This is a genomic window from Modicisalibacter xianhensis, assembly GCF_900113605.1.
GTDB classification, from domain to species: Bacteria; Pseudomonadota; Gammaproteobacteria; order Pseudomonadales; family Halomonadaceae; genus Modicisalibacter; species Modicisalibacter xianhensis.
Genome location: NZ_FOPY01000007.1, coordinates 69,272 through 86,894 on the forward strand (window position 1 = coordinate 69,272; position 17,623 = coordinate 86,894).

At 62.8% G+C, this 17,623-nt stretch carries 15 protein-coding genes; 7 read left to right on the plus strand and 8 right to left on the minus strand.

The features are described 5' to 3' along the window. Positions 1-66: 66 nt before the first annotated feature. The 3 genes from accC to dsbD all read right to left on the minus strand — a co-directional run bounded on the left by accC (position 67) and on the right by dsbD (position 4,215). Positions 67-1,410, minus strand: coding sequence for an acetyl-CoA carboxylase biotin carboxylase subunit (gene accC, locus BM194_RS09675; protein ID WP_092846160.1), 1,344 nt, complete (start codon positions 1,408-1,410; stop codon positions 67-69). 16 nt (positions 1,411-1,426) lie between these two features. Beyond that, entirely contained in the window at positions 1,427-1,903 is a 477-nt protein-coding gene (gene accB / locus BM194_RS09680; RefSeq protein ID WP_092846162.1) for an acetyl-CoA carboxylase biotin carboxyl carrier protein, read from the minus strand. A 410-nt stretch (positions 1,904-2,313) separates the two neighbouring features. Next, on the minus strand, positions 2,314-4,215 hold the full coding sequence (dsbD, locus tag BM194_RS09685) for a protein-disulfide reductase DsbD (protein WP_244890926.1): 1,902 nt from the start codon (positions 4,213-4,215) through the stop codon (positions 2,314-2,316). A 138-nt stretch (positions 4,216-4,353) separates the two neighbouring features. On the opposite strand from dsbD, the gene BM194_RS09690 reads away from it, so the two are divergent. Further along, on the plus strand, positions 4,354-5,622 hold the full coding sequence (locus tag BM194_RS09690; protein ID WP_092846166.1) for a DUF2333 family protein: 1,269 nt from the start codon (positions 4,354-4,356) through the stop codon (positions 5,620-5,622). A gap of 84 nt (positions 5,623-5,706) precedes the next feature. Here BM194_RS09690 and ppa read toward each other — a convergent pair whose 3' ends face one another. Next, on the minus strand, positions 5,707-6,237 hold the full coding sequence (ppa, locus tag BM194_RS09695; protein ID WP_092846168.1) for an inorganic diphosphatase: 531 nt from the start codon (positions 6,235-6,237) through the stop codon (positions 5,707-5,709). Between the two features lie 247 nt (positions 6,238-6,484). Between ppa and BM194_RS09700 the strand changes: the two genes are divergently transcribed. Further along, positions 6,485-8,128 (plus strand): protein kinase domain-containing protein, encoded by a 1,644-nt coding sequence (locus tag BM194_RS09700; RefSeq protein WP_422730653.1) that lies wholly within the window; start codon positions 6,485-6,487, stop codon positions 8,126-8,128. A 63-nt stretch (positions 8,129-8,191) separates the two neighbouring features. On the opposite strand, the gene BM194_RS09705 is transcribed toward BM194_RS09700, so the two are convergent. Further along, positions 8,192-9,451: a 6-phosphofructokinase gene (locus BM194_RS09705; protein ID WP_092846172.1), complete on the minus strand. Its 1,260-nt coding sequence runs from the start codon at positions 9,449-9,451 to the stop codon at positions 8,192-8,194. Positions 9,452-9,699: 248 nt separating this feature from the next. Between BM194_RS09705 and mpl the strand changes: the two genes are divergently transcribed. From mpl to BM194_RS09720, 3 genes are read left to right on the plus strand one after another with little or no spacing between them, the layout of a single operon-like run. Then, positions 9,700-11,067, plus strand: a complete 1,368-nt coding sequence (gene mpl, locus BM194_RS09710; protein WP_092846174.1) for a UDP-N-acetylmuramate:L-alanyl-gamma-D-glutamyl-meso-diaminopimelate ligase — start codon at positions 9,700-9,702, stop codon at positions 11,065-11,067. Further along, positions 11,060-11,689: a flavin prenyltransferase UbiX gene (locus tag BM194_RS09715; protein ID WP_092846176.1), complete on the plus strand. Its 630-nt coding sequence runs from the start codon at positions 11,060-11,062 to the stop codon at positions 11,687-11,689. The genes mpl and BM194_RS09715 overlap by 8 nt, the downstream gene beginning before the upstream one ends. Continuing rightward, a complete protein-coding gene (locus BM194_RS09720; protein ID WP_177223383.1) occupies positions 11,686-12,309 on the plus strand; it encodes a LysE family translocator in 624 nt (207 codons plus the stop codon). The genes BM194_RS09715 and BM194_RS09720 overlap by 4 nt, the downstream gene beginning before the upstream one ends. Positions 12,310-12,317: 8 nt before the next feature. Here the strand turns inward: BM194_RS09720 and BM194_RS09725 are convergent, their stop codons facing one another. The 3 genes from BM194_RS09725 to BM194_RS09735 are packed head-to-tail and all read right to left on the minus strand — an operon-like array spanning position 12,318 to position 15,513. Next, on the minus strand, positions 12,318-13,709 hold the full coding sequence (locus BM194_RS09725; protein WP_092846178.1) for a DedA family protein: 1,392 nt from the start codon (positions 13,707-13,709) through the stop codon (positions 12,318-12,320). Further along, entirely contained in the window at positions 13,706-14,650 is a 945-nt protein-coding gene (locus BM194_RS09730) for a diguanylate cyclase domain-containing protein (protein WP_092846180.1), read from the minus strand. The genes BM194_RS09725 and BM194_RS09730 overlap by 4 nt, the downstream gene beginning before the upstream one ends. Next, positions 14,650-15,513, minus strand: coding sequence for a hypothetical protein (locus tag BM194_RS09735; RefSeq protein ID WP_092846182.1), 864 nt, complete (start codon positions 15,511-15,513; stop codon positions 14,650-14,652). The genes BM194_RS09730 and BM194_RS09735 overlap by 1 nt, the downstream gene beginning before the upstream one ends. Before the next feature lie 142 nt (positions 15,514-15,655). Here BM194_RS09735 and BM194_RS09740 point away from each other — a divergent pair, with 142 nt between their 5' ends. Next, entirely contained in the window at positions 15,656-16,936 is a 1,281-nt protein-coding gene (locus BM194_RS09740; protein ID WP_092846184.1) for a glutamate-5-semialdehyde dehydrogenase, read from the plus strand. Beyond that, positions 16,917-17,582: a nicotinate-nucleotide adenylyltransferase gene (gene nadD / locus BM194_RS09745; protein WP_092846186.1), complete on the plus strand. Its 666-nt coding sequence runs from the start codon at positions 16,917-16,919 to the stop codon at positions 17,580-17,582. Before BM194_RS09740 ends, nadD begins: the two co-directional genes overlap by 20 nt. Positions 17,583-17,623 lie beyond the last annotated feature (41 nt).

Sequence of the window (17,623 nt, forward strand, 5' to 3'; positions counted from 1 at the left end):
TACGCGAGTCGAATGAAAAAAGGGGCGGCGTCGCCCCTTTCTTGATGGCTGTCGCCAGTGGGCGAATCAACCGCCGAGTTTCTTTTCCAGATAGTGGATATTGACTCCACCTTCCTGGAAATGGCCGTCGCGCACCAGATCCTTTTGCAGGTCGATATTGGACTTGATGCCTTCCACCAGCAGTTCGTCGAGGGCGTTACGCATGCGGTTCAGGGCCACCTCGCGGCTCTCGCCCCAGGTAATCAGCTTACCGATCAGGGAGTCGTAGTGCGGCGGGACCGTATAACCCGTATACAGGTGCGAGTCCATGCGTACACCCAGACCACCGGGGGCGTGAAACAGTGTCACCTTGCCGGGAGACGGCATGAAGGTGCGTGCATCCTCGGCATTGATACGACACTCGAAGGCGTGCCCGTCGAGCTTGACATCTTCCTGACGGATCGATAGCGGCATGCCGGAGGCGATGCGCAGTTGCTCCTTGACGATGTCCACGCCGGTCACCATCTCGGTGACCGGGTGCTCGACCTGAACGCGGGTGTTCATTTCGATGAAGAAGAACTGGCCATCCTCGTAAAGGAATTCAAAGGTGCCGGCGCCCCGATAGCCGATCTCGATGCAGGCATCGGTACAGGCCTTGAGTACCTTGGCGCGTGCCTCGGGCTCGATGTGCGGTGCGGGTGCTTCTTCCAGCACCTTCTGGTGGCGGCGCTGCAGCGAGCAGTCGCGGTCATAGAGATGAATGGCGTTGCCCTGGCCATCGGCCAGCACCTGAACCTCGACGTGGCGCGGCTTCTCCAGGAATTTCTCCATGTACACCGTGCCGTCGCCGAAGGCGGCGCTGGCTTCGGTGCGGGTCACGCTGATCGAGGAGAGCAGGTGGGCTTCGCTGTGCACCACTCGCATGCCGCGGCCACCACCGCCGGCTGCCGCCTTGATGATGACCGGGTAGCCGATGCGCTTGGCGGTGGCCAGTACCGCCTCGTCATTGTCGTCGGGCAGCGGGCCATCGGAGCCGGGAACGGTGGGCACACCGGCCTGCTTCATGGCTTCGATAGCGCTGACCTTGTCGCCCATCAGGCGGATGGTCTCGGCGCGCGGTCCGATGAACACGAAGCCGGAACGCTCGACCTGCTCGGCAAAATTGGCATTCTCGGACAGGAAGCCGTAGCCGGGGTGGATGGCGCTGGCATCGGTTACCTCGGCGGCGCTGATCAGCGCCGGGATATTGAGGTAGGACTGCGCCGAGGGAGCCGGGCCGATGCAGACCGCTTCATCGGCCAGGCGCACGTGCATCAGCTCGCGGTCAGCCTTGGAGTGCACGGCGACGGTGCGGATGCCCAGTTCCTTGCAGGCACGCAGGATACGCAGTGCGATCTCGCCGCGGTTGGCGATGAGTACCTTATCCAACATGGCGTTATCCATTCGTTCAGGAAATGATCAGCATCGGCTGGTCGAACTCGACCGGTTCACCGTCCTCGACAAGGATGGCCTCGACCACACCGTCCTGATCGGCCTCGATCTGGTTCATCATCTTCATGGCTTCGACGATGCACACGGTCTCGCCTTTCTTGACACTCTGTCCGACTTCGATGAACGGCTTGGCCCCTGGGGCCGGGGAGCGATAGAACGTTCCCACCATCGGCGAGGTCACGGCATGGCCTGCCGGCTGTGCCGGGGCCTGGGGTTCGCTCGGTTCGGCACCCGGCGCGGCTGTCGCGGGCTGCTGCGGCATCTGGGGGGCGCTGTGCATGCCCCAGGCCTGGGGCATCGGCATCGACGGGGCCTGGCCGCCATTGGGATGGCGGCTGATGCGTACCGATTCCTCGCCTTCCTGGATCTCGATTTCGCTGATGTTGGATTCTTCCAGCAGCTCGATCAGTTTCTTGACCTTGCGGATATCCATGTCGAAGTCTCTTGAATGTGAATTTGGCGTAATACGCTAACTATCGAGAAAGGCCGAAGACCATGCCGCGCGGCCTCCGGCACGAAAATCGCTTTCCTGCCCTGCCGGGGCTGTGAGCCGCTCCGACGGCTCCCGCGCACGCATGACAGCACCGGCCGAGACACCTCGCGATGCGAGTGACGAACCAGTGCAAATCGGAAGATGTCGAGGATGCGTATGCCAGTCATAGGGTCGAGAAGGGCGCTGTTAACCTGTTCAAACTCTGATCAGATCCCGGCAGAAAGCGGCAAGATGCTGCCTTGGGGCACCTTGAAAGCTAATGGAGGCGGAGTGTGACGAAAAACGCACAGGTTGTCCAGTTGCATCATCTCTCGGCCGCCGGGAATAACCGAACAATGTTCGAAATGAGCCTAGACCCCTTGGCTGGTTCGTGCGAACTGGCGGCGCACGCGTTCGAGGTGGGGAGCGAGTTCGGAGGCCTCGACTTCGCCTTGAATGCGCAGCCGAGAGAGTTCTTTGCTACCTGAAAAGAACAGTAGGCTGGGAGGACCGAACAGGCCGAACCGGTCGAGCAAGGCACGGCTGTCGTCGTTGGTGTCGGTGACATCGGCACGGATCAGGTAGAAGCCGGCCAGTTCACTGGCCACGGCCGGAGCGGGAAACACATCGCGTTCCATGATCTTGCAGGAAATGCACCATTCGGCGGTAACATCGACGAACGCAGGCCTGCCCTGTCGAGCAGCGACGTCTAACTCGTTCTCGAGTTGTGTCAATGTCGTGACCTGGGCAAACGCCGGAGCCCGCTCGGCATTGCCTGTCGTGGCCAGCCCGGCCAGTGGGCGAAACGGATTCTCGCTGCCTTGGGCGGCCCCCAGAATCAGGGCGATACCCCACGACAGCAATACGATGCCGGCCGCCTGCCGGACTCGCGGCCAGCCCTGGCGCTGGTTGAACGTCAGGGCACCCAGGGCCAGGGCCGTGCCGATCGCCAGGCCGCCCCACAGGAGAAGGCTGACAGGCCCGGGCAGGAGGCGCTCGACGAGCCATACCGCAACCGCCAGTAATAAAATGCCGAAGGCGGCCTTGACGCCGTTGAGCCAGGCCCCCGAACGGGGAAGCAGTGACGCTCCGAAGGTGCCTACCAGCAAAAGCGGAACGCCCATACCCAGTGCCAGGGCCAGTAGTGCCACCCCTCCCATCAGAGCATTGCCTGTCGTGGAGATGAATACCAGGGCACCAGCCAGAGGCGCTGATACGCAGGGCGACACGACCACCACCGACAGAGCGCCAGCCAGAGCCAGGCCCGGTACGCCGCTGCGTTGCAGACGGCTCTGCCAGGCATCGATGCGATTGGCCAGGCATGGGGCCAATCGCAAGTCGAAAATACCGAACATGGCCAGGGCAAAAAGCACGAACAGGATCGCGAACGGAATCAGGACCCAAGGCGACTGCAGGCGTGCCTGCAGATTGAGGCCGGCCCCGAATAGCCCCATCAGCACCCCGGCCAGGGCGTAGGTGATGGCCATGCCTGCGACATAGCTCGACGATAGCGCCAAGGCTCGGCCCCGCCCGGCCTGCTGGCCAACGATGATCGACGATAAGATGGGAATCATCGGCAGGACGCAGGGCGTGAAGGTCAGTCCCAGGCCGGCGAGGAAGAACAGGCCGAGCACGGCGAGTGGGGCAAGCTCGGTGAGCAGGTTGCGATAACGGGCGTCCTCGCTGAGAGTCGTTGCCAGCGAGCCTTGGTCTGCAAGTTCCGGATTGCCGGCGTCCTGAGGCGATCCTGGAGCGTCTGTCGTGTCAGCGTTCTGGAAAGCTATCGGCGGCGAACCGGGAAAGGCGCTCATCTCGAGGCGTTCGGGAGGGTAGCACAGGCCCGCATCGGCGCAGCCCTGGAAGGTGACGGCGACTTCGAGACCATCATCAGGCTGCCCCGTATAGGGAACCGTCAGGACGACCTGGTCGTAAAATACGTAGACATCGCCGAGAAACTCGTCGCTCTTGAACTGACCCGGTGGCAGTTGCGTTTCACCCAGCTCGACGCCGGACTCTAGGCTCTCGACGCTGAAACGGTGGCGGTAGAGATAGTATCCCTCGACGGCTTCGAAGCCGACATGCAGCCGCCCATCCTCGCGCCAGGCACTGGCCTGGAACGCCTGGTTCACCGGCAGGAAGGTCTGTTCCCCGGAGCGCTCGTCGAACCAGCCGGCCTGTGCCGTGGTCGTGAACAGTAGCGTGAATAGCAAAACGAGCAGGGAGGACAGACGTACCATCGACACCGGTTCCTTGAGGGGGGCTGTGCGCTGCATGCGACCATCGGCTTGCTGTCGAGTTCCGCCGTATCTTCAGCTAGGCCTAATGCCGTACGGGCGCACCGAAACGTGCATGATAGGATACCCTTTTGAAGGAACCAATCATCAACCGTCACGCCCAAGGACGTCGCGCATATGGCAATGTTTCGCAACCGCAAACGTCGAACCGAAGTGCTGGAACGCCCGGAGTATGGCTGGATATGGAAGCCCTTGCTGGCCTTGCTGGTGGTTTATCTTGTCGTCTGCATCGGACTGGGGATCTGGTGGAGTCTGCGACCGGACAGCTTCGACATCGACCAGGCGGTTGTCGAATGGCAGGGCAATGGGGCGCAGGCCACTCTGCCGCGAGGGGTGGCGATGTCATCGGCCGTGACCGCTTCGGTGGATACCCTGCTCGACAAGCCGGGTGGCCTGCTGCGCAATGATGTGGCACCACCCGGTGTGTGGCTCGATAACATGCCCAGTTGGGAACTGGGAGTGCTGCGCCAGGCGCGGCTGACGGTGCCGGCACTGGCCGCCATGAGTACCGGCGATGCTGCCCCCTTGGCCGATGCCGAGGAGGCGCTCGATACCGACAGCGAGGACTGGCTCTATCCGTCTGCTGAGAAGAGTTATGCCCTGGCCGTCGAGTTGCTGCATGACTTTACCGCAAGCCTGAGTGCCGGGAATGCCTTGACGACACGTGGTGATGCCTTGGCTAAGTGGTTGCGCAGTGAAGCCGAGCGGTTCGAGGCGCTGACGCGTCGCCTGTCGGCGAGCATTGACGATCCCGAGGCGCTGCGTGAGTTGGGGGTCGACGAAGCGGAGTTGCCCGAGGCTACGCCCTGGTACCGGGTCGACAATGTGTTCTACGAAGCGCGTGGCGAAGCCTGGGCGATGATGCATTACTTGCGGGGCGTGCGCCGGGATTATGCGGCGCTCTTCGAGCAGGCAGGCGCAATGGCTGGGCTCGAGCGCATGATTGCCGAACTCGAGATGGCGCTGCGTCCGCTGTGGAGCCCGATGGTACTGAATGGTTCCGGGTTCGGTATCTTCGCCAACCATTCGTTGACCCTGGCCAACTACACCATGGGGCTCAGCGATCAGGCCCGGCGCCTGGCCGATAGTATCGAAGGTGCCGAAGTCAGTACTCCGCAATCCACCCAGTCTCAGCCGTCCCCGGCTACGTCGCAGCAGGACACCCAGGCAGCGGCGGAAAATGGCGAGACATCAGCTGGCAATCCTGCTGACAGCAGTGGCGAGGGGCAAGAGCCACGCAATGCTGCCGAGCAGAACGAGGCGAGTCCACAGGCTCAGGGCAATGCAGCCCCTGAAGCAGCAAGTGGCAATGCGGACGCGGCGGGCCAGCCTGTCGGAGATGCCCTGCAGGTGCCTGCCTCTGACTCACAGGAAGCGTCGCAGTGAGCGACGCGCGTGGATAGGCATGAACGAGAAGGGCCGCCCTGGGGGCGGCCCTTCTCTCTTGAAGCGTAATCGCTGAGTTCGAGCTTAGTGGTCCTGATAGGCTGCCGCGGCCTTCTCGATGGCCTTGCGTGCTGCATCGGCGCCATCCCAGGACTCGACCTTAACCCACTTGCCTTTCTCGAGATCCTTGTAGTTCTCGAAGAAATGAGCGATCTGCTGGCGCAGCAGTTCCGGCAGGTCGGTGACTTCCTCGACCTCGTCGTACAGCGCGGTCAGCTTCTTGTGGGGTACGCAGACCAGCTTGGCGTCTTCGCCGGCTTCATCGGTCATGTTGAGAATGCCGACCGGGCGCGCACGGATCACGCTGCCGGGCTGGACCGGGTACGGTGTGACCACCAGGGCGTCGAGGGGATCGCCGTCGTCGGCCAGGGTGTTGGGGATGAAACCGTAGTTGGCCGGATAGAACATCGGAGTGGCCATGAAACGATCCACTAGCAGGGCATCCATGTCCTTGTCGATCTCATACTTGATCGGCGCATGATTGGCAGGAATCTCGATCGCCACGTAAACATCGTGGGGAAGGTCCTTGCCTGCGGGGATCTGGTTGAAGCTCATTGTCGAGTCCTTGCGGTTGGCCATGAAAGCGGAAAATTCGCCGAATTATACGAACTGCCCTGGACGATTACCAATCGTAGGCACGCAAAGGATGTTAGCCAATAGGCGATAGGCTGCCGCTGGCGTCGAAGGTATCATGTTTGGCTAATGCGTAATCCGAGGGGGTATCATCTTGGCGGAGCAAGCCTTGTCCTTGAGCTACGGTCAGGCCTTCGTGGCCCCGGAGCGACGTCGCCATCGCAGTTCGATGTCGGTCCAGGTGCCTGAAGGCAACACCCTGCGTAGCAAGGGGGTCTGCGCCCTGATCAGCGACTCGACCTGGCGCAATGCCATCGCCAAGCAGGCGGGTGACTTGAGCGTGCGCGGCTTTCTCGCCGATTACTATTCCACCCCAGAGCACTGGGATGTCAAGACCTCCGCTACCCGTGTCCTGCGGGCCCTCAACAGCTGGAGCTACAGCCAGAGCGGTTACATCGAGGGGGGAAGTTACGTCAGCTCCATGTCAGCCATGGTGTTGCGCGACCGGGAAGCGCATCTTTTCCATATGGGCGACACACTGGTATTTCGACTGCGAGGCGCCGAGTTCGAACAACTGACCCGCGATCATGTCACCGACCTGGGGGGCTACCGCTATCCGTCGCGCGCGCTGGGACTCGATGGCAATCTCGATATCGATTACGTGCGCACCCCGCTAAAGCAGGGTGATCTGTTCCTGTTCACCACGCGTGCCGTGCGCGGCACGTTGATGCCGTCGGACTACGTACAATTGATCCGCTCCGACGTCAGCGACCTTGACGCCGCCTGCGAGCGCCTTGCCGAGGCGGCCCAGACGCGTGCCGCCGAGCGTGGCTATGGCGGGGATCAGTTCTGCTTTCAACTGGTGCGTATCGACCGCCTTCCCGAGGAGGAGCCCGATCGTCCTCTAAGGCATTACGGCAACCTTCCTGTGCCCCCCGAACTCAGCGCCGGCGATCGGCTCGATGGTCTGGAGGTTCAGGCAGTGCTGTCGAAGACGGCCCAGGCGCGTGTCTATCGCATGCGTGACCTGCGCAGCGAGCGGGAGATGGTGCTCAAGGCACCCAGCCCCGAGTTGTCCAGCCGCAACGCCTATCTGGAACATTTCCTGTTGCAGCAGTGGGTCGTCGAGCGGGTCAATTCACCGTTCGTGGCGAGGGTCGTCGAACTCTCGAGACCACGCCAGCATCTCTACTATCTGATGGAATACATCAATGGGACGACGCTGGCGGATTGGGGGCACCGACATCCGCAGGCGAGTCTTGCCCAGCGCCTGGATATCGCACGCCAACTGGCCAAGGCCGTCCAGGCGCTGCATCGGCGGGATGTCCTGCACCAGCAGATCCATCCCGGCAATGTGCTCATCGATGCCCATGGCCAGGTGGTGCTCACCGATTTCAGTGCCTGCCACCTGCGTGAGGTGGATGGCCACAAGAAGGCCAGGGAGCTGGCGCGCCAAGTGGGACTAAGCGAGCATAGCGCCCCAGAGTATGCCCTGGATACCGATGTGGGCCGGCGCAGCGACCAGTATGCCCTGGCCTCGACCATCTACTGGCTGTTGACGGGTAGCCTGCCTTACGCTCAGGCGCCGAACCAGCTACGCACCCATACCGACCTGGAGCGGATGAGCTATCGCAGTGCACGGACGCGCAACCCCGAAGTGTCCAGCGAATTGGACGATGCCCTGCGGCGCGCCCTGGATCCTCAGCGGGCATTGCGCTTCCGCCGCCTGGCCGAGTTCGCCTATGCCTTGCGCGAGCCGCGCAAGGCGGCACGCGATGACGAAGGGCATGCGCGGCGTGAGCCGGCGATCTTCTGGCAAGGTATCGCTGGCATCCTGCTGCTGCTGCTGCTGCTTTCCTGGTTACTAAAATAGTTCCACAAACGCATACGCCCCGACCATGAAGCCGGGGCGTATGCGAGAAGCTGCCGGACTGCTTTAGAGTTCGAAAGTGGGCAGCTTGCGCTCGACCCGGGCCAGCTTCAGCTTGGCGACCTTCGGAAGACCGTTCTCGAATGGCGGGAAATCCTCACCCTGGATCAGGGGTGCCAGGTAGCGGCGGCAAGCCTCGGTAATGCCGAATCCATCGTCGCGGATGAAATCACGTGGCATGAACTTTTCCTTGTTGGCGACTTCCGCCAACGGTGCCGCCTCGACGGTCCATTCGTAGGGGCTATCACTGACCCGCTTGATGGCGGGCATCATGGCGTTCTTGCCTTCGAGGGCCAGTTCCACGGCCTTCTTGCCGACCGCATAGGACTGTTCGACGTCGGTCTTCGAGGCCAGGTGACGGGCAGCGCGCTGAAGATAGTCGGCAACGGCCCAATGATACTTGTAGCCCAGATCCTGCTTGACCATGCCGGCCAAGGTCGGTGCCACGCCGCCGAGCTGGCGATGACCGAAGGCATCGGTATTGCCGGCATCGGCCAGGAAGGTGCCATCCTCGTAACGGGCCCCTTCGGAAACCACGATCACGCAATAGCCATACTTCTTGACCGCTTCCTCGACCCTGGCCATGACTGCGGTACGATCGAAGGCAATCTCGGGGAAGATGACCATGTGCGGTGGCTCGCCTTCGCCGTTGCCGGCCAGAGCGCCAGCGGCAGCGATCCAGCCGGCATGGCGGCCCATGACCTCGAGCACGAAGACCTTGGTCGAGGTGGCGCACATGGAGGCGATGTCGAGTGCTGCTTCGCGGGTGGACGTGGCGATGTACTTGGCCACACTGCCGAAGCCCGGTGAGTTGTCGGTGATCGGCAGGTCGTTGTCGACGGTCTTGGGAACGTGGATGGCGGTCAGCGGATAGCCCATCTTTTCGGAGAGCTGCGAGACCTTGAGGCAGGTATCGGCACTGTCACCGCCGCCGTTATAGAAGAAATAACGGATGTCGTGCGCCTTGAAGACCTCGATCAGGCGCTCGTACTGGGCACGGTGGGTCTCGATGTCCTTCAGCTTGTAACGGCAGGAGCCAAAGGCGCCTCCCGGCGTATGGCGCAGGGCAGCGATGGCATCGTCGGATTCCTGAGAGACATCGATCAGGTCCTCGGTCAAGGCACCGATAATGCCGCTGCGGCCGGCATACACCTTGCCGATGCGATCCGATTCGCGACGGCAGGTTTCGATGACTCCGCAGGCACTGGCATTGATGACCGCCGTGACGCCACCGGACTGGGCATAGAAGGCATTGTACGTTGCCATGAGGGCTTCCTTTGCTCCTGTATTTTTTACTTAGAAAAGAAGGGGATCTGGGGGCTTATCATAGCCGAAAGCGGCACTTGCTGCACGGCAGCAGCCAGGAGCGTGCCGCCGGCCCGCTGGTGGCTGCAACGCTGGCCATGCTAGTCTCACGCGTTTGACACCGTGCCGTTCGGGCCGAGGCATTGTCGTTGCCTTCAGTACCCGACGCAACGCACGATGACGCTCGGAACTTCACGGCGAGAGGCCTCATGCACGTCCATATTCTTGGTATCTGTGGCACCTTCATGGGGAGCCTGGCATTGTTGGCCCGGGAGTTGGGCCATCGCGTCAGCGGCTCCGATGCCAACGTCTATCCTCCAATGAGCACGCAACTCGAAGAAGCGGGCATTGCCCTTTGCAACGGCTACCGGGCGGCCAATCTCGAGCCTCGCCCCGACCTGGTAGTCATCGGCAACGCGCTGTCTCGCGGCAATCCCGAGGTCGAGGCGGTACTCGATACCAAGCTGCCTTATATCTCTGGCCCTCAGTGGCTGGCCGAGCACGTCCTGCCCGGCAGGCAAGTACTGGCGGTGGCCGGTACGCATGGCAAGACCACCACGGCCAGCCTGCTGGCCTGGCTGCTGGAGTCGGCGGGCTTGGCGCCAGGCTTTCTGATTGGTGGCGTGCCACGCAATTTCGGGGTGTCGGCGCGCCTGGGCGATGCCCAGGCACCCTTCGTCGTCGAGGCTGACGAATACGATACGGCATTCTTCGACAAGCGCTCCAAGTTCGTGCATTACCGGCCCGATGTGGCCGTGCTGAACAACCTCGAGTTCGATCACGCCGACATTTTTCCCGACCTGAGCGCCATCGAGCGGCAATTTCATCACCTGGTGCGTACGATTCCCGGCCAGGGACGTGTCCTGGTTGCCGACCAGGAGCCGGCCCTCGATCGTGTGCTGGACATGGGCTGCTGGACACCGGTGGTGCGTTTCGGCAGCCATGAGACGAGTGAATGGCGTTTTGCGCTGGAGCGTGACGATGCGAGTCGTTTCCGGGTCATTCATGGCGACGAGGATGCCGTTGTCGACTGGGCCCTGACCGGCGATCATAACGCACGCAATGCGGTCGCGGCGCTGGCCTGTGCGGCAGCCTGTGGCGTCGATCTGGCCAAGGGCTGTGCAGCGCTGGCGCGTTTCGAGACGCCGCGGCGGCGCCAGGAAATCCGCGGTGAGGTGGCCGGTATCCAAGTGATCGATGACTTTGCCCACCATCCCACGGCGATCGCCACCACGCTCAAGGGATTACGCGCCGCGACCCCGTCGGGCAGGCTCCTGGCGGTTATCGAGCCGCGCTCCAATACCATGCGCCTGGGCACGTTGAAGGAGCGCCTGGCCGGCTGCGTAGCGGATGCCGATACGGTGTGGTGGTATCAGCCGCCGGGACTCGACTGGTCGCTGGATGCCATTCTGGAAGCCAGTCCGGTCCCTGCCAGTCGAGTCGAGGACATCGATGCGCTGGTCGAGACTGTAGTGGAGCACGCACGCCGCAACGACCGCATTGTCGTTATGTCCAACGGCGGTTTCGGCGGTATTCACGCCAAGCTGCTGGCTGCGCTGGAGCGCCGGCATGGGTGATGTCGCGGAAGGCTTTGCCGCGCCGGTTACCGTTGCCTTGACCGGCGCGTCGGGAGCGCAGTATGGACTGCGTTTGATCGAGTGCCTGGTTGCCGCTAACCATGAAGTCTGGGTGATGGTGTCGAAGGCGGCGCACATGGTCATTGCCACCGAGACCGACGAGAAGCTGCCGGCGCAACCGGCGAAGCTCGCCGATGCATTGGCCGAGCGTTGTGCGGCGGCACCGGGACAGATCCACTGCTTCGGTCGCGAGGACTGGATGGCGCCCGTGGCTTCGGGCTCCGGTGCACCGGCCTCGATGGTCATCTGCCCATGTTCGACAGGAACGCTATCGGCCGTGGCCACAGGGGCCAGCAACAACCTCATCGAGCGGGCCGCCGATGTGGCGCTCAAGGAACGTCGCCAACTGATCCTGGTGCCACGCGAAACGCCATTCTCGGCCATACATCTGGAGCATATGCTCAAGCTGAGCCAATTGGGTGCAGTCATCCTGCCGGCAGCACCGGGTTTCTATCATCGTCCCGACAGCGTTGCGGCGATGATCGACTTCATCGTAGCGCGGATACTCAATCAGTTGGGAATCGATCATCAACTCATGCCACGCTGGGGAGAGCCGGTGTGATCAACCTGTCGCTGTTGTCCGTCTTCATTCCCACATTTTTTCTTGTCTCGCTGACACCAGGCATGTGCATGACCCTGTCGATGGTGCTGGGCATGACCGTCGGCGTGCGTCGCGCACTCTGGATGATGGCCGGTGAACTCGTCGGTGTCGGTCTGGTGGCCGTGTCCGCCGGGGCCGGCGTGGCGACGCTGATGCTGCGACAGCCCGAATTGTTCATGGCCTTCAAGTGGCTGGGTGGCGCCTACCTGGCGTATCTGGGGATCATGATGTGGCGCTCGCGTGGACGCATGGCGATCCCTCTCGAGCCGAGTGACAGCACAGCGGTATCGCGTACCCAGTTGTTGACCCAAGGATTTGTCACGGCGGTGGCCAACCCCAAGGGGTGGGCCTTCTTCATCGCCTTGCTACCGCCGTTTCTGGACGCTTCGCTGCCGCTGGCTTCTCAACTGGCGATACTGGTCGCCATGATCCTGACGCTCGAGTTCTTCTGCCTGCTGCTGTATGCCGGTGGGGGACGCACCGCAAGCCACCTGCTGGCCAAGGGGGGCGGCGTGCGTCTGCTCAACCGTATCGCCGGGACGCTGATGATCGGTGTGGGGGTGTGGCTCGCCCTGGGCTGATACCCAGCTCAGGCGGGGGGGAGCCACACGATCCTCGCCATGACCAGCATCAACGAGGCCAGGCCAAGGGTTAGCCAGGGTGGGCGTAGCGGGGGGCGGGTAGCAAAATAATGATAACTGACACGCAGCAGGGCGCTGAGCGTCAGTCCCAGCAAGGCGCCTCCTACCAGGCCGCTGAGCCACGCGATGTCGAGCAGAAGGCAGGCCAGGCCCATGGCCAGACAGAGAAGTATGGCCGTCCAATAAGCGACGGCACGATACCTTGAAGCCAGCGTTTCTGAGACATAGGCGGCTACCAACCCGCTGATTACCACGGTGCCGGAGAGCAGTTCGCTAGGGTAGGCAATCATCGGCGTGTCGAGGGGCGTTCCCAGCGATAACTGCCGGAACAGAGCATTGGCCAGGATAATGGCCAGCAGGCCGCCCAGCAGATGCAGCAGAACGGCAGCCTGGCCGCGCAGCAGCAGCCAGGCCATCCAGGGAAGCGCAAGTGCCGTCCTGCCCAGCATGTCTCCCGCTTCGGCCAGCCAGGCGGCCAGTTGCAGGGACAGCAGCCCTGCCAAGGAATCGACGAAGACCTGTAATTGGCGGTCGATCGCCAGTGGTGCGCCACGATCTATCACCAGCAGGGTCCAGGCGCTCAGGGCCGACAGGCTGGCCAGCAACAGGACCAGCGATGCCAGCGGGAATTCGCCGCCCGGATAGGACTGGCGCAGGGCGTGCCAGAGTCGCCGTCGCCAGCCACGCTGGCTGGCGAAATAGGCCAAGCGCCGATAGATCCGGCCTTCGCGGGCCAATTGATGGCGAAGCAGGGAAAAGACCAGAGCGAGCACGATGATGATGGCGGCCAGCATGACCAGCCAGCGGTCGCTACCTGGTGGCAGGATCAGTAGTTGCTGCCAGGTCCGGCCCAGCAGGTAGCCGGGCAGCACGTAGGCCGGCGCCCAAAGTAGTGCCGAACCTACGTTGGACCAGGCGAAAGTGAACGGCGACATGTGCATCATGCCTGCAATCATCGGCACGATGGGCCGCACCGGGCCGACGAAGCGTCCGATGAGTACCGACAGGATGCCGTAGCGCTGAAAGAAGCGCGCGCCTCGGGCCAGCCACTCCGGATGTTGCTTGAATGGCCAGAGTACCGGAATACGCTCGCGCTGAGTGTAGCCGAGCAGAAAGCTGATGCCGTCGCCGATGACCGCGCCAACGAAGGCAAACCCCAGGATGAGGGGAATCGACAGGTCATAGTGACCGGCCAGCGAGGCGGCGGCGGTCATCAGCACCACGCCGGGAATTACCAGACCGACCACGGCCAGGGACTCGGTCAAGGCGATCACCAGGATTGCCACGAGCAGCCAGCCCGGCGAGGGCGCCAGGCTATAGAGCCAGTTGCCCAGATTCAAGATGAGGGCTCCGTCAACTTCAGACCGGCGGTCAGCAGGCGCTGCTCGAAGTGGGTGGTGGTTTCTCCCGGGTGAAGGTAGCAGGCATGAATCCGGGCCTGGATGGCGCCGGTCTCGGCAAATACTTCACGATTCAGGGCTCGCATTACGCGGTCACGGACGATCAGGGCGCCGGCCTCGCCGGTATCGGGCAGCAGTAGCCAGAACAGGGTGGGCTGATGCCGGCCGAGCAGATCGTGATGCCGGCAACTCTCGCGGATGGTCTGGCATACCCGGGCCAGCAACGTATGCAGCAGGGCAGGGCCGAATTGCTCGTCGGCCATTTCCAGTTGTGGCAGGTGAATGACCAGGGCTGCCATAGGGCGTCGCATGGCCCGGGCGCGGTCGACTTCCGCCGTGAGCCGCTCGGTGATGACCTTGCGGGACAGGGCATCACATTGTGCGTCGCTGGGCTCCGTGGCGCGCAACATGGCCGCGCGGCGATGTCGTATCCAGCCTGGCAACGTGCCGAAGCCGACCAGTGCCAGGTAATACAGGGCTGCCTCGAAGAGTGGCAGGTCGATGCCCAGCAGGGCCAGCCAGATGGGAGTCAACGTTAGGTTCAGAAGCAGGGCCGAGCCCAGTGGCAATAGCAGCAGCGTCAGTATCGGAGGCAGGCCCATCCACAGGATGGCGAGTTCCTGGCGAGGCAATTCCATGGCAATCAGCAGGTAACAACTGATCAATGCCAGGTAGGCCGAGAGGTGGCGGTAGTCGCGATTGGCGAAGCGCAGGAAGATCGCCCCTGCAAGCAGGACCGACAGCGAGGCCGGGACGAGGATGTCGTTGTAGGCACCCATGAGATAGTGCCAGACGGCGTAGCCGGCCAGTAGGATGGCGCCAATCGCATAGACCAGCACGAACAGGAACGAGGGCCAGCGCTGGCTTTCGGTGCGCGGCATCACTTGTTCTCCTCGAGAACGACGACCGGCTTTTCCTGGCGTTCCAGGGCGGCCATTTGCGTATCCAGTGACAGTGCCGGGGCAAGCGTGATGAAGCGCGCCTGGAAAGGAGAGGGCAAGCTGGCGAGCAGGGTGTTGCGGCGTAAGGTCGCTTCCTTGGCATTGCGATTGATGAGCAGGGCAGCCAGCGTCTGGCCGTCGGCCTGATAGCACGATTCATAACTGCGGGTGCTGGCGACCAGTGCTTCGGCCAGCGCTGGCTGGCAATTGCTCGGCGAGCGCAGCAGCAACAGCTCGCCGTGACTGCCTTCGCGTTCGCAGCGTGTCGTCTCCAGGCTCAGGTCGATTTTCAATTGGGCGCCCGACCAGAGCAGCAGGTGCTCCATCAGCCGGGTGCGGCTCGAGACACCCCTCCAGAGCGTGGAAAGACCCAATTGGCGAGCCAGTCCCAGCAGGAGCAGCGCAACCAGCAGCAGCCCGGTGAGCAGGCTTTCCGCCGTGGTATCGGTAAGGTGCATGACCTGCCAAAGGCATGACGCGGCTAGCAGGCTGTGCAATAGCAACAGCAGCACGGGCTGCGGCATGGCAATGACGGCGGCCCAGCCCCATAACCACATGGCATGCTGCTCGGGCGTCAGCCAGAGCAGTGTCGTCAGCAGCACGGCGAGAAAGATGGGCGCGGCACTATCGGGTAGTGCAGGCAGGCGGCGATAGCCCAGCCCGACACTGCCCATGCCGAGGCCACTCAGGACCAGAATGACGCGCGCCGGGGCGCTATGGGGCATCAAGGCCAGCAGCAGCACGGTCGAGGCCGTCAGCAACAGGGTCAGCCGGTAAAGCCCCTCTTTGAACTTGCTCTCCATAGTGACTTACTATTGATCCCTTCTCCGAATAGCGCACACTTTACGATACCTATCCTCATTCCGACGATACGTATCTTCGGGTTTCACTGAAATAACGCTCCCGGCTGGGCTTTGGCCGGGATGGCATGGAGAGTCTTCCCGGATGTCACACGCATTGTCCCCCGGCGACGATATCGGCGCCTACATGGCGCAGCTCGGTCAGGCTGCACGTCAGGCCAGTACTGTCATGCGGCGCACCAATACCGGGTGCAAGAACGCCGCCCTGCTGGCCATGGCTCGTCATCTCGAGGCAGCGCGTCCAACGTTGGTCGAAGCCAATGCCCGCGACCTGGAGCGCGGTCGTGCCTCTGGCCTGGACGCTGCATTGCTGGACCGCCTTGAGCTCAACGAAAGTCGCATCGATGCCATGATCGAAGGGCTCGAGCAGGTCGCCAGCCTGCCGGACCCGGTCGGCGAGATCGATGGGCTGCGTTCACGGCCGAGCGGAATCCAGGTCGGTCAGATGCGCGTCCCGCTGGGCGTCATCGGCATCATCTACGAATCGCGCCCCAACGTCACGGTGGAGGCCGCCAGTCTGTGTCTCAAGTCCGGCAATGCCTGCATCCTGCGGGGCGGCTCGGAAGCGCGTGAAAGCAATGCGGCAATTGCTGCGTGCATCACTCGCGGCCTGATCGAGGCCGGCCTGCCCGAGGCCGCGGTACAGGTGGTGGCCACCACGGACCGTGAGGCGGTAGGGCATCTGATCAGCATGCCCGAGTATGTCGACGTCATCATTCCTCGTGGCGGCAAATCCCTGATCGAGCGTGTTTCCCGCGAGGCCAAGGTGCCTGTCATCAAGCACCTCGACGGGGTCTGCCACGTCTACGTGGACGCCAGCGCCGACCTCGACAAGGCACTGGCGATTGCCGTCAACGCCAAGACGCATCGCTACGGTACGTGCAACACCATGGAGACGCTGCTGCTCGATGCGCCGGTTGCCGACGAACTGCTGCCCCGACTGGCGGCGGCGTATGCCGAGCATGGAGTCGAATTGCGTGGTTGCGAGCGCACTTGCCAGTTGTTGCCGGACGTGACGGTGGCCAGCGAGGCGGATTGGGCGGCGGAATATCTTGCCCCGGTCCTTGCGGTGCGTGTCGTCGACGGTATCGACGAGGCCATCGAACATATCGAGCGCTACGGCTCGCACCATACCGATGCCATCGTTACCGAGTCCTATACGCTGTCACGTCGTTTCCTGGCCGAGGTCGACTCGAGTTCGGTGATGGTCAATGCCTCGACGCGCTTCGCGGATGGTTTCGAGTACGGGCTGGGAGCGGAAATCGGCATTTCCACCGACAAGCTGCATGCGCGGGGGCCAGTCGGGCTGGAAGGGCTGACGACACGCAAGTACATCGTGCTGGGCGATGGTCATGTCCGCCGCTGAGCCTCGTCATGCCCGGGTCGCCATGCTCGGAGGAACGTTCGACCCCGTGCATCTCGGCCATCTGCGCAGTGCCGTGGAACTTTGCGAGGCGCTGACACTCGATAGGGTGCTCATGGTGCCGGCCCACGTGCCGCCGCACCGGGAGGCACCGGGCGTGAGCGCTGCCGACCGCTTGGCGATGCTGGAGGCGGGCATCGGCGACACGCCCGGCCTGGTAGCCGATGGTCGTGAATTGCAGCGGGAAGGACCTTCCTACAGTGTCGACACTCTTGCCGAGCTGCGTGCCGAGCTAGGCGACTCGGCGCGCCTGGTCATGACGGTGGGGCACGATGCCTTTCTCAAGCTGGCAGAGTGGCATGCGCCCGAGCGGTTATTCGAGTTTGCCCACATCGTGGTAATCGAGCGACCCGGATACACCGCGGCACTGCCTCGTGCGCTCGAGACCTTGCTGGGCGGGCGCGAAGTGCAGAGCCCCGAGGCACTTTTCTCCCGGCCTGCTGGCGGTCTGCTGCGCCTTGCGCTACCCAGTCGCATGGCCATTTCGGCAACAGGCGTGCGCCAGCGTTTGCAAGATGGCCGCAGTATCCGCTATCTGGTACCCGAAAAAGTGGAAAGCATTATCCAGGCGCGCAATCTTTACCGATAACGGTAGCGATCGGGGTAAAATGCCGGGACGTGGGCGTACCC

Coding starts and splice junctions, on each gene's coding strand:
- accB (WP_092846162.1), bottom strand. CDS start 1,903: ATGGATATCCGCAAGGTCAAGAAACTGATCGAGCTGCTGGAAGAATCC.
- BM194_RS09715 (WP_092846176.1), top strand. CDS start 11,060: ATGGGTGATGTCGCGGAAGGCTTTGCCGCGCCGGTTACCGTTGCCTTG.
- BM194_RS09705 (WP_092846172.1), bottom strand. CDS start 9,451: ATGGCAACGTACAATGCCTTCTATGCCCAGTCCGGTGGCGTCACGGCG.
- BM194_RS09690 (WP_092846166.1), top strand. CDS start 4,354: ATGGCAATGTTTCGCAACCGCAAACGTCGAACCGAAGTGCTGGAACGC.
- BM194_RS09735 (WP_092846182.1), bottom strand. CDS start 15,513: ATGGAGAGCAAGTTCAAAGAGGGGCTTTACCGGCTGACCCTGTTGCTG.
- BM194_RS09730 (WP_092846180.1), bottom strand. CDS start 14,650: ATGCCGCGCACCGAAAGCCAGCGCTGGCCCTCGTTCCTGTTCGTGCTG.
- ppa (WP_092846168.1), bottom strand. CDS start 6,237: ATGAGCTTCAACCAGATCCCCGCAGGCAAGGACCTTCCCCACGATGTT.
- BM194_RS09700 (WP_422730653.1), top strand. CDS start 6,485: ATGTCGGTCCAGGTGCCTGAAGGCAACACCCTGCGTAGCAAGGGGGTC.
- nadD (WP_092846186.1), top strand. CDS start 16,917: ATGGTCATGTCCGCCGCTGAGCCTCGTCATGCCCGGGTCGCCATGCTC.
- BM194_RS09740 (WP_092846184.1), top strand. CDS start 15,656: ATGTCACACGCATTGTCCCCCGGCGACGATATCGGCGCCTACATGGCG.
- dsbD (WP_244890926.1), bottom strand. CDS start 4,215: ATGCAGCGCACAGCCCCCCTCAAGGAACCGGTGTCGATGGTACGTCTG.
- mpl (WP_092846174.1), top strand. CDS start 9,700: ATGCACGTCCATATTCTTGGTATCTGTGGCACCTTCATGGGGAGCCTG.
- accC (WP_092846160.1), bottom strand. CDS start 1,410: ATGTTGGATAAGGTACTCATCGCCAACCGCGGCGAGATCGCACTGCGT.